The 12,152-nt window shown below is 58.7% G+C and carries 5 protein-coding genes, 1 tRNA gene and 1 pseudogene; 3 read left to right on the top strand and 4 right to left on the bottom strand.

Annotation, left to right across the window (positions count from 1 at the left end; all coding sequences use genetic code 11):
- The 3 genes and pseudogenes from ACROHD_RS20105 to ACROHD_RS20095 form a co-directional block, all read right to left on the bottom strand.
- Nucleotides 1-5,801, bottom strand: a 5,801-nt coding sequence (locus tag ACROHD_RS20105; RefSeq protein WP_432680235.1) for a peptidoglycan DD-metalloendopeptidase family protein, incomplete at its 3' end; no start/stop codon positions are given.
- 424 nt (nt 5,802-6,225) lie between these two features.
- Nucleotides 6,226-6,575 (bottom strand): annotated as a pseudogene (locus tag ACROHD_RS20100) (tyrosine-type recombinase/integrase); the annotation flags it as partial.
- A gap of 160 nt (nt 6,576-6,735) precedes the next feature.
- Nucleotides 6,736-6,812 (bottom strand) — tRNA-Arg (locus ACROHD_RS20095).
- Between the two features lie 141 nt (nt 6,813-6,953).
- Between ACROHD_RS20095 and ACROHD_RS20090 the strand changes: the two genes are divergently transcribed.
- From ACROHD_RS20090 to ACROHD_RS20080, 3 genes are all read left to right on the top strand, one after another.
- Nucleotides 6,954-7,988 carry a LacI family DNA-binding transcriptional regulator gene (locus ACROHD_RS20090; RefSeq protein WP_432680234.1) on the top strand — a complete coding sequence of 345 codons (1,035 nt, stop codon included), beginning with the start codon at nt 6,954-6,956 and terminating at the stop codon, nt 7,986-7,988.
- 105 nt (nt 7,989-8,093) lie between these two features.
- The gene (locus tag ACROHD_RS20085) at nt 8,094-9,287 is read left to right on the top strand and encodes a GSCFA domain-containing protein (protein ID WP_432680233.1); all 1,194 of its coding nucleotides are present in this window, start codon (nt 8,094-8,096) and stop codon (nt 9,285-9,287) included.
- A 202-nt stretch (nt 9,288-9,489) separates the two neighbouring features.
- The gene (locus ACROHD_RS20080; RefSeq protein ID WP_432680231.1) at nt 9,490-10,548 is read left to right on the top strand and encodes a GSCFA domain-containing protein; all 1,059 of its coding nucleotides are present in this window, start codon (nt 9,490-9,492) and stop codon (nt 10,546-10,548) included.
- A 10-nt stretch (nt 10,549-10,558) separates the two neighbouring features.
- Here the strand turns inward: ACROHD_RS20080 and ACROHD_RS20075 are convergent, their stop codons facing one another.
- Complete coding sequence (locus tag ACROHD_RS20075) at nt 10,559-11,971, bottom strand: L-serine ammonia-lyase (RefSeq protein WP_432680230.1); 1,413 nt, start codon at nt 11,969-11,971, stop codon at nt 10,559-10,561.
- Nucleotides 11,972-12,152: the final 181 nt, after the last annotated feature.

Below are 12,152 nucleotides of genomic sequence, written 5' to 3'. Positions count from 1 at the left end.
TAGCTGGACTGGTCGCCGAAGTAGACCGCCGTGTCGATTCCGCCCCCCCCGTCCAACGTGTCGTTGCCGGCGCCGCCACTAAGCAGGTTGTCGCCTGCGTCACCCAACAGGACGTCATCACCTGCACTGGATGGACTATCAGGTGTGCTGGTCCTCAGTTCAAAATTCGCGGCGGTCAGTGGCGTTCCGGATTGCGAAGCGTGGAACACGTCCATGTAGCTGCCATCCGACAGCGTAACGCGGGACACATTGGTGAAGGGCTTTGTGATTGCCGCGAGGACCCCAGCTACGGACGCAAAATCAGTGTCTAGCAACCTGATCACTTCGTTTGCAATGTCGAAGTCTGCCACCTGGTTCTGGTCGTCGCCAGGCGCGAGAACGAAAATATCCAGGCCGGCGTCACCGAAGAGGACATCATCCCCGGGTCCACCCCGCAGAATGTCATCGCCACCATTCCCTTGTATCTGATCGTTACCGGCCAAACCGTCGATCACGTCAGCGACAATCGAACCAAAGATCGTCTCGGACCCGGCCGTTGCAATGGGAGGCGTGCTTCCCTGCTTGACGAAGCCGTCGATCTCCCAACCGATGTCAGCGAGCATCGCCCTGTCGATGTCCGATAGCGCCTTCCTTGCGCCCAAGGTCGACGTTGGGTCCATCAAGACGGAGTCATTCAGGTACCCGTCCTGCACGTGTTCGTTTGAGGTGAGAGGCACACCGAGGCCACCAGTCAGGGCCAGGGTGTTGGGTCCGACGAAAGTGCCGCCCTGGTTGAACGCACTGAAGGCAGCCGTGGTGCCGAAGCCAAGGACATGGCCAATCTCATGCAACGCCGTTGAAATGAAATCGTTGAAGCCAGCCAACGGGCCTGCAATATCGAAACTCCAGCTGGCATCGGTATCGAAGGCAATTGTCCCTGCCCAAGGCTCGAAATCCGTGACAGGACCTTGGCCTCGGAAATCGCTAGCGATGCGTGCCCGGAAGATGTCCCCTGCCGCGGAGTATCCACTGGGACCCCCAAGTGCGAGATATCCAGGCAGATTGCGCGCGCCCACGAAGATGAGAAGATCGTCGATGGGATCAGTGAGAATGACCGGCTCGGCCGTGACGCCGTCAGAAGGGTTGGTGATCGTGAAGGAGACGCCGACTGGCACGTCGTCGAACTCGTCCTTGAGTATCTCCTCCCATTGCCGCCCCGCCTCCTCCAGCGCAGCGCGACGAGCTGGATCATCAAAAAAGCCGCTGCTGTCGAAACGGTAATCGAACGCGATACTGAACACCGAAGATCCATCGTTGTTGTCGGGCGGGTCGTTCACGCCCACGACCGCGGCGGTTGCTGCGCTTGTCACAGTTTCGAGCGTACTACCGCCATCGGTGTAGCTGACCACGACGCTGATCTGGGCGCCGACATCGGCCTGAGTCAGCGTGTAGGCGCTGCCCGTGGCGCCCGGAATATCCGCGCCATCGCGCTGCCAAGCGTAGTACAGGGTTCCGAGGCCATCTGCATCCGCGAGGCTCGAGGTGTCGACCGTCAGCGTGGCGCCTTGAGTCGCCGCCCCTGCGATGGCAACGGCACCGGTGGGATCATTGTTTTCTGGCGCGCCGGGGAACACCGAGGGATCGGTATCGTCCGCGTCGCCAGCTAGAGCCGAGGTGCCCGCAGGCGCGGCATAAGCAGTCTGGTTTGTCGCCGGGTCGTCAACCCCGAAACCGTCCGCATCGCCGTCAAGATACCAAATGAAAGGACCGTCAAGTCCGTCGACGACCAGCGTCGCGCTGTTCGTCGTCACGCCGCCCTGGCCGTCGGTCACCTCGTAGGCCACAGTCAGGGTCGCGCTCTCGCCGTCCGCCAGCGCCGTGGCAAACTGCGCCAGATCGATGGTCAGCGCCGCGCCGGTCAGGCTGAACACCACCGCCGCGCCGGTCTGGTCAGTCACCAAAACATTCGCCACCCCGAGCGTGCCACCATCGCTGTCCGTGGCGCTTGCGTCGCCCAGAAGGTCTAGCGTCACGATACCGTTGTCCTCGGCCACGCTCCCCGCATTGATCGGAGAAGCCGTCGGCGCGACGTTGGGAACTAGCGAAATCGTCTGATCGTCAAAGACTAGCTCTTCCACGTCGACCAGCGTGTCTGTTCCTGTAGACCCGGTGACTGTGGTCACGCCATCTGTCGTAGCGATACTGAAATTAGCCCGCAAACCGGCGTAGATGACCTGGTCATTCCCCGATCCCGCATCGACATAATTGGCACCGGTTCCCGTCACGATCACATCGTTGCCGGAGCCGGTCTCGACGTGGTCGTCTTGCTCTCCAAGCACCAGGTTGTCGTCACCAGAGCCTGTCTTTAGAAGCACCCTCTCGATGCTCTGCACCTGGACGCCGTTCGACAGAGTTTTGAGAGTGTCGTTGTCGACCGTCAGGTTCCAGACGATGTCGGCCGTCACTCCGGACCAGTCGGCATAGAGCGCGTCGGTACCGCCGCCGCCGAGGGCTGCGGTCATTTCAATACCGCTCCAGTCGAGGAACAAGTCGCCCGCACTTCCTCCCCGATATTCCACTAGTTCGATATCGGTTGGCAGAATGTAGGTCCTTACCGAATACGGAACGCCCCACCAATCATTCTGAACGCGATAAACGCCTCCAGAAGCTAACGCGGTCTCGATCTCTTCAAAGCTGTCCTGACGATCTAGGTTGAAAGTAACTGAGAGAGTGGTCGCATCTAGGAACTGGTGGGTCAAACCACGGGAGCCCATTGATCCCGCCTCGAGGATCATCAGATCGACCCCGGCGCCCCCGTTGAGCGACAAGAAATTGCTGTTAGCTGACGAACCGCTCTCAACGCGTTTAACGAGGAAAACGTCGTCTCCACCTCCACCCATCACTGTCTGATCAGACCGAGCCGAGGCAAAGGTCTCGATGAAGTCATTCCCCGATCCCGCATCGACATAATTGGCACCGGTTCCCGTCACGATCACATCGTTGCCGGAGCCACCATCGATCGAATCACTGCCGTCGCCGCCGAAAATGATATCGTTGCCGCCCCGGCCGTCGAGTGTGTCGTTACCACCATTTCCGAAAGCCAGATCGGCGCTCGATGTCCCCGACCACGTGTTGCCGAGACCGTCTCCAATGTAAGTATCGCCGGATACGCTCGGGGCCGATCCGTCCTCGATTGTGAAGGTCGATGATGCGAGCGAAGTCGAAATCGGATCGTTCGGGTCCGCTTGGACGATCAGGCCGAATGTCTCGTCTGACTCCGCGAACGCATCCGCGTTGATCTGGACGGTGAAGGTCTCGGTCGTGTCTCCGGCAGCGAAGGGCACCGCGACATTTGCCCGACCAACGTAGTCCCCGTCATTGTAGCTGCCGTGGGTCTGGACCGTGCTGACGTAGACCGTTTCTGCGTCTAGGCTGGCACCGCTGCGGGTGATCGTGAAACTGATCGTGACGTCGCCCTCGACCACGTTCTGCGATCCCGGCGAGACCGACCAGGTCGTGCCGTCGCCAACGCCATCGACGATGAACTCGGTTCCGGTGCGTGCAGTCGATTGCGCATCCGTGAGCGCAATCCGGACAGCCTGGCCCGAGGTCACGTTGTCCAGCCGCGCGATCCCCCGCCAAATCCCATCGCCAGTATTCACTTCAAGGATCGCGCCCTCGGGCAGCCCCCCGCTCGCTTCGATCGAGCGCAGGCGCACAGTGGACGCCGTGCCAAAACCAGTGCTGGTCGCGAACTGGAAACCGGAAAGATCGATCAGGTCGCCCTCCGATGCAGAAAATGCATCCGAATTGCCCTGATTAAAGTCGGTGATCCGATCCGGGTTTGCACTGGCAAAAAGCGGATAGTCGGTCTGCTGGAAGAAGAAAATATCTCCTCCAGACCCTCCCACCAAACGATCTGTGCCACTGCCTCCGGCGAGTATGTCTGCTCCGGCATCTCCGAAGATCGCGTCGTCACCTTCTCCTCCAGAGAGAAGGTCTGCTCCGCCGTAGCCAAAGAGCTGGTCATTTCCAGTAAGGCCGAGGATGAAATCGGATGTGTTGCTAGAGCTATCTCCGGATAGCGCCCGAACGCCTTGATCGTTGTCGACCCCATAGGCGCTAAGGCCTGTATAGTCGCGAAAAATGCTGAAAGCATCGCCATCAAGGTCTGTCGCTCTATTGTAATCCGAAATCCCAATGATGACGTTTTGCGATCCGGTGAAGCGGTCATACAACGGGTCAGTCAGCATAGAATGCCAATTTACCCAATAAAGTTCATCGTTGTGGAGAGCACCGAAGCCCGGTCGCCCGCTGCCGGGATACGAAACGTCTATATTGCTAATGTTCGGGAGATTGATTGTGATGTCATTTGCGAAATTGAGATTGAATGTCAGGACATCATTGTATGTCAGTTGATCTCCGTCCCCTGACCAAGGGGTGGATGCATCACCGTCCAACAGCCCTGGAAAACGAACACGGTCATCAGCGTGCGACAGGTCATGGTGGAACGCGGGCGAATTTAGCGATGTGATAATCTGTTTCGGAGGCGAGCCGGGTCCCCCCGATGCTACCCAATCCGTATCTGCGAACTCCGCATCAACAGTAAAGTAGGAGGGAAGATCGACATCCACTCCAGCGGAGGCGAGAGAAACGACAGTCAGGTTGATGTCGAGGTCAAGGAAGGATCGCGCATCAACAAGCGTAAAGGTGTCAGCCATCGTGCCGCCAAGGCTGTGACCAGATACGACGACGTTGTTTATCCCGTTGCTGCAAGCGTATTCGCGAGCTGCTTCGACTAGAGGGCGCAGCGCGTTGTAGTAGGACGCGATGCCGGCGCCAGTCCATGTCTGAGCTTCAAACGCTGCGTCCTCACCATCCGAACCCCGAAATGAGAGAACTAGCGTTCGCTGACCACCAACCGTGGTTTCCGCCAGCAAAGCCTCTGCGAGGTTTTCGTCGGCAAAAATCGCGGTCTCGGGGCGCGCGATATACAAGCCTTTGGATGAGAAGTAGTGGTCAATATCGGGAGTGAAGCTCACTAGGTCAGCGCTCCGCAACAAGCGCCAATTTCCGAATGCCGATGACTCGTCACGGGTATCGAGATAGCCCTGATAGTCATAGAAATAGTTGGATTCCGCCGGTTCCAAGCCTGTAAGCGCGTCGGTTCCGCCGTTGGACTGCCCCCCATACGAAACCCGTGCGAGAAACGTTCCTGCGAGGATTAAATCAGTCGTTGTCGCTTCGTTTGACTGATTGGCTTCAAATTCGGTCACAAACGCGACGGGATCCACCCAATCCGATGGGGCCCCAGCGGGATTGTATCCGTCGTCCGCCGTGGGCAGTGTGTCGCCAAGAGTGATCTCGAGGTGCAGATGCGCGACATCGGAATAGCCTGATGAGCCCAGCGTTCCGATCTGCTGCCCGATCCCGATCTGCTGCCCCGCGGAAAGCAATAGAACGCTATCAAGATGCGCGTAAAGCGAGTGAACATGTGTGACAGTCTGCCCGTTGATCAGCACGGGCTCAGCGAGGTCGTGTCGCAAAACGACGTAGTTTCCGAACCCGGTGGTCGCTGCGCCCTGGTCGGCCACGACGGATAGCACGGTCCCGTTGCCGATCGCATAGACTGGCTCGCCAAGATCCGAGTTGTCGCCGCCCTCGCCGTTCCAGTCAGCACCGAGATGGAAGGAGCCGCCGATGTCCGGATTGGGCTCATCAAATCCGAATGCGACATAGTAGCCATCACCATCGTTGGGCGGCGTAATCAGCCCACTTCCAAGCGGGTGGCGAAATGAGTTTGCATAAAACGGGATGGGCAACGGACGGTCCCTACAGCCTGTAGTTGCTACGAGCCTAGCCGGTGCGCCGTCTCAAAACAACTTTTTGAGCGCCAAGAAGTATTGACCCCATCTTCGCCTGCAGAGCGAGGTGTGGTCGGCGCACATCGGACCCTGTAGCTCCGACGTGTTCTCCTGCTCCAAAAGCACCTCGGTCTGGAACCATAGCGCCGTCAGCATGCTAGCATGGGCACTTGAGATCTCACCGAGCGCGCTTGTGATCCGTCGTGGCGCGGTCATTCAGCCCGACCATGGCAAGAAGCGCGGCGAGTGTTGCGGTCCAAAGCGTTCTCAGCTGGGCGCGCATCTTGCACGATGACGGCGGTCAGCTCGTCAACATAACCCTTCGCCTCTTTGGCCGGGTCCGTGATCCAGTTCACGGTGCCGCCAAGACGCAGGATGCGGGCGCTATCCGCCGATCGAGCATGTCCGCGCGCTGATAGGCCATCTCAACTTCGCTCCCGACAACGTGCGCCAGCGCGATTTCGGCCATGTCGCGAGGATAGCCCTGTTCCGCTGTCCATTGCCGGAATGTCGAGCGCAGCCCGGCGGCACCGCGGGCCGCTTGCTGACCGGGTCGAGATACCCCGGTTCGCCCGCTTTCACCTGCGCCTCCTGCATCCGGCGCATGACGGCGGATATGCTCATGTCAGACAGCATCCCGCCACGCGGCGCGAAAAATACGTAAGGTGAGTCGCCCAACCGTGGCAAAGCTTGGAGTAGTGTCACCGTTTCAGGCGTGAGCGGCACGCGGTGAGCGTGCAGATCAACCCGAAAAACCTCAAGCACACCTTTAGGCACTCCCCTGTTCCGGGCAAGACCAAAGACATCCAGCAGAAGATGGGGGGATTATTGGGGGAATATTTGACAAATCTTACTTTTAATATTTATTAATCAATAACTTATTATAACGGTCTGGTGACCCCGGCAGGATTCGAACCTGCAACCTGCCCCTTAGGAGGGGGCTGCTCTATCCAGTTGAGCCACGGGGCCAGCCTTTGCCCGTTCTGGCCAATTCCGGTCCCGCTGGCAAGCATCTGACTGGGAAAAAACTGGCTACGGCGTTCTGGTTTGGACAAGCCGACCGGAAGTGCGTATCAGTCGTGTTATCGCAACCACCAGGAGCCCGCCCCCTTGCCCACCAGAAGCCAAGACTCAGGTCGCCCTCAACTGACCCTCCGCGACGTGGCCGAAGCCGCCCGCGTGTCAGAGATGACGGTCAGTCGTGTTTTGCGCAACCGGGGGGACGTGTCTCAGACGACACGGGCCCGGGTGCTGGAAGCGGCACGGTCGCTCGGCTACGTGCCCAACAAGATCGCGGGCGCGCTTGCCTCTTCGCGTGTGAACCTCGTGGGCGTGGTCATCCCGTCGCTGTCAAACATGGTTTTTCCGCAGGTGCTGGCTGGGATTTCCGATGTGCTGGACGACACCCCCTTGCAGCCGGTTTTTGGGGCGACCCACTACAAGCCGGAACGCGAAGAAGAAGTGATTTACGAGATGTTGTCCTGGCGGCCTTCGGGCATGATCGTCGCAGGGATCGAGCATTCAGAGGCTTCGATTGCAATGCTGGCCAATTCCGGCATCCCCGTGGTTGAGATCATGGATGCCGATGGCGACCCAATCGACGCGATGGTCGGCATAAGTCACCGCTCAGCGGGTGCACGTATGGCGCGTGAGATCCTGGCGCGCGGCTATCGGCGCATCGGCTTCATGGGCACCAAGATGCCACTTGATTTCCGGGCACGGAAGCGGCTCGAAGGCTTTGAGGGCGTCTTGAACGAAGCCGGTGTCCAGTTGGTCGACCGTATCTTCTATTCTGGCGGGTCGGGTCTGGGCAAAGGCCGCGAGATGACCCAGGAAATTCTGACTCGGCATTCCGATCTCGATTTCCTTTACTATTCCAACGACATGATCGGCGCGGGCGGGCTGCTCTACTGTCTTGAAAAGGGCATTCGCATTCCTCAGGACATGGGCCTTGCGGGGTTCAATGCCGTGGAAATCCTCGACGGTCTACCCATGCGGCTGGCCACGATGGATACGCGCCGGCTGGAAATAGGCCGCGCCGCCGCGCAGATCATCGCCGCCCGTGTGATAGGTGACGATTGCGATCAGATCATCACAATGGATGCGGGCTTTGACCCCGGCGAAACCATGCGCGATCCGGTCTGACGCAGACTGTCCCCTTTCGAATAATAGGGGATTCATTTTTTTGCCATCTCTGCTACGATTCCTGAAAACCGAGCGCAAAAGCTTGGATCGAGCAGAAGGTGATATATGACCAAACTATTGGACCCGGCCGCGGTGACCAAGGCGGCGGATCGTGTGGAAGGCAACGAATCTACGAAAGAAGGACGCGTGCATCAGACGTGGTTCCGGGGCGCCAAGGGCAGCCGTCCGCCGAAAGCCATGCAGATGATGCCGGATACCGCCGTTCTGGATTACGTGCTGAAAGGCTGGACGCCCGAGGCCCCGTGTATCAACGAAACCACGAAAGTGACCGCCTTTGGCAGCTGCTTTGCAGCCTATATTTCCGACTGGCTGGCGTCACGCCACTACAACGTTCTGACCCGTGACAAGGAAAGCAACGCCTATGTCGTCAGCTGTGGCGAAGGCATGGTCAATACATTCGTCATCCGCCAACAGTTCGAATGGGCATTTGAGGCAAAGAGCTTCGAAGCACCACTGTGGCACGGCTACAAGTCGGAAGAGTTCGGCTATGATGAGGATGTTCGTCAGGAAACCCTCCGGCTCTTTAACGACACCGATGTTTTCATTCTGACACTTGGCCTGTCGGAAGTCTGGTATGACGAACCAACCGGTGGCGTGTTCTGGCGAACGCTTCCGAAAGACAAGTACGACCCCGAGCGCCACAAGTTCCGTGTGTCGAGTGTCGAGGAAAACCGCGAGAACCTGCGTGAGATCTATCGGCTGATCCGCAAGCATCGCCCAGATGCCAAGATCATCCTGACGCTTTCGCCAATCCCGCTGATTGCGACGTTCCGAGACGAAAGCTGCATCAGCGCAAACAGCGTTTCAAAGGCGGTTCTGCGCGTCGCCATCGACGAAGTCATGCGAGAATTTAAAGACGAGGGGCATCTGTTCTACTGGCCATCCTATGAGATCGTGGCCGATATCTTTAACTTTCCGTTCAAGGAAGACCGCCGCCATCTGTATAAATCCGTGCAGGATTTCATCATGATGACCTTCGAACGGGTCTGGTGTGAACGCGCCCCAAGCGACCATGACTATTTGCGCCAATGGCTGCGGGCAAAGTCGGCTGCCGGGCAGTTGAACGAACGGATTGATGGCGCCCTGGGTGCCCGCAACCTGGCCAAGCTTCGACATATGCTGAACCGCAACCGCATCAGCGATTTCAAGGTCACTGACGAGGCGGCGAAGGAATTGCTTCTGCGCTACATCGAAGAAGAAGAACGTATTCAGGCCGCTGAATCAACGGCGGCGGAATAGCCGCTGCCACCCAATCTGTTCCAACATAGGGCCTGAGCGACTGATCCGTCGCACGGGGTAGCACATGACAGACTCCATTTCAGTAGATAGCCCGCCCCCCGTTCTGAACCGGATTGACGGGGACGCGCCGACCAGTGTCGGACAAGGCATCAGGGCTTGGTTCCGCGGTCGAAACGCCAATCGCTCTGCGAATGCTGAACAGATGATGCCGGCCTCTACGGTGGTGGATCACCTTGTGCAGGGTTGGGCACCAGACAAGCCCTTCATAGACGAAACGACACGTGTAACTGCTTTTGGTTCATGCTTTGCCGAGTCGATTTCAACTTGGCTGGCAACCCGGAACTACAAGGTGCTGACAAAGGCCGAAAACAGCAAAGCCTATATCGTCAGTTGCAGCGAAGGGATGGTGAACACATTCGTCATCCGGCAGCAGTTTGAGTGGGCTCTAGAAGGAAAGAAGTTCGAAGCGCCGCTGTGGCACGGCTACAAGGCCGAAGAGTACGGCTATGACGAGGATGTCCGGGAAGAAACCGCGCGGATTTTTCAGGAAACCGATTTCTTTATCCTGACCCTCGGTTTGTCGGAAATCTGGTATGACGAACCAACCGGGGGCGTGTTCTGGCGCACGCTTCCGAAATCCAAATATGACCCGCAACGGCATAAGTTCCGCGTCGCAACGGTCGAGGAAAACCGCGACAATCTTCGGGCAATTTACAAGCTTATTCGTAAGCATCGGCCAGACGCCAAGGTTCTACTAACCTTGTCGCCTATCCCGCTGATCGCAACATTTCGCCCCGAAAGCTGCATGTCGGCAAACAGCGTATCCAAGGCTGTTCTCCGCGTCGCGATTGACGAAGTTGTTCGTGAATTCAAAGAGGACGGGCACCTGTTTTATTGGCCCTCATACGAAATCGTGGCCAATGTATTTCAGTACCCGTTCAAGGAAGACGGGCGGCATCTTTACAGCTCCGTCAAGGAATTCATCATGATGACCTTCGAACGAGTTTGGTGCCATCGGCCAAGTGACGATCACACCTATCTTGGGCAATGGTTAAAAGCCAAGTCGGCCTCGGGCCAGCTTCCGCTCGAGGTTGAAACCGCCATCAAGCGAGGCAACATGGCGCGGCTTCGCCGACTTGCAACGCGGCCACGTCTTACACGGCACAAAATCACCGACCCAAGTGCGCGCGAGATGATGCTGGCCTATGCCGACGGTGAAGAACGGCGAAGATCCGAACCCAACGCAACAGCTGCGGAGTAAGAAGATGATCTCAGCATTCCGGAATATTCACGGCAAGGCCGCCGCGGCTGGTTTCCTTGTAATTCTCGCTCATGTCGATCCCGGTCTGGCGCATAGCCTCGATACAGTTGTCCAGGGGCATAAAATGCTGACCGTCGCCGCGCAGAGCCAGCGAAGCGGCGGAGACAGCTTTGATCGCGCCCAACCCGTTTCGCTCGATGCAAGGCACCTGTACGAGGCCGGCGACCGGATCGCAGGTCATACCCAGATGATGTTCGAGCGCGATCTCGGCGGCGTTCTCGATCTGCTCGTTCGTGCCTCCCAAAGCGGCGCAAAGCCCGGCAGCAGCCATCGCGGCGGCGGAGCCGACCTCGCCCTGACAGCCGACCTCCGCGCCCGAGATCGAGGCATTGTGCTTGATCAGGCCACCAATCGCCGCAGCGGTCATCAGGAAAGTGCGCCGTCCCTCCTCGGTGGCGCCGATGCAATGATCACGGTAGTAGCGCAGGACGGCGGGTACAACGCCAGCAGCCCCGTTCGTGGGCGACGTCACGACCTTGCCACCAGCGGCGTTCTCCTCGTTGACGGCCATGGCGTAGACGCTGAGCCAGTCATTGACGGTGTGCGGTTGCGCCAGGTTCGTGCCCCGCTCGGACAGCAGCTGTTCGTGGATCGCCTTCGCCCGGCGTCGCACCTTGAGGCCCCCGGGAAGAATGCCGTCTTGGGAAAGGCCACGGTCGATACAGGCATCCATAGTCGACCAGATAGCGTCTAGCCGGTCCCTGACAGCCGCGCGGCCCCCATGCGTGGCCTCGTTCTCCCATTTCATCTCGGAGATGGACTTGCCCGAGATCTGCCCCATGCGCAGCATCTCTTCTGCCGATCCGAATGGATAAGGATAGCCCTGTGCGGATTTCTCGGCGTGTAGCTGCTCTGCGCCGCCCTGGTTGTGGCGTTCCAGCTCTGCCGCGGTCATGACGAACCCGCCGCCGATGGAGTAATAGGTTTCCTCCATATAGAGGTTTCCGGCGGCGTCGAACCCCCGCAGGATCATCCCGTTGGCATGGCCGGGCAGCGGCGGCCCGAAATCGAACACCACATCTTTCTCGGGATCGAAAGACAGAGAGGGCAGACCTTCTGGGGTCAGGGTGTGGCTTGCGGCCAGCGCAGCCTCTGCCTCTTCTGCCTTGTCTGGGTCGATCGTGGCCGGAAGGAAGCCCAAAAGCCCCAGAACCACGGCCCGGTCGGTGGCGTGCCCTTTGCCGGTGAAGGCCAGAGATCCATGCAACGAACACATGATCCGTGCGACATCGCCCGCACCCGGTTCCTTCAAACCCGTCCGTAACGAGTCAAGAAACTGCGCGGCGGCGGTCATCGGCCCCATTGTATGCGACGAGGACGGACCGATGCCGATCTTGAAAATGTCAAAAACGCTGAGGAACATGGGGTCGCTTCCTGTTGGGATTGCGGCGCAGATTACTCGCTTTATGCGCATCGCGCTTTGGGAAACCGACATAGCGTCCCCCGCGACCGACTAATCCCATTCCCCCAACAAAAAACCGCGCCCTCCTTTATGGCTGGAGGGCGCGGGTGTTGATCGGTTTGGGGTGGGTCCAGGAAATCCC

Origin of the sequence: Nioella aestuarii, from assembly GCF_050896395.1 — a bacterium.
Classification (GTDB): Bacteria; Pseudomonadota; Alphaproteobacteria; order Rhodobacterales; family Rhodobacteraceae; genus Nioella; species Nioella aestuarii.
Note: the sequence above shows the minus strand (reverse complement) of the source record. Positions and strands in the feature narration are given on the sequence as shown.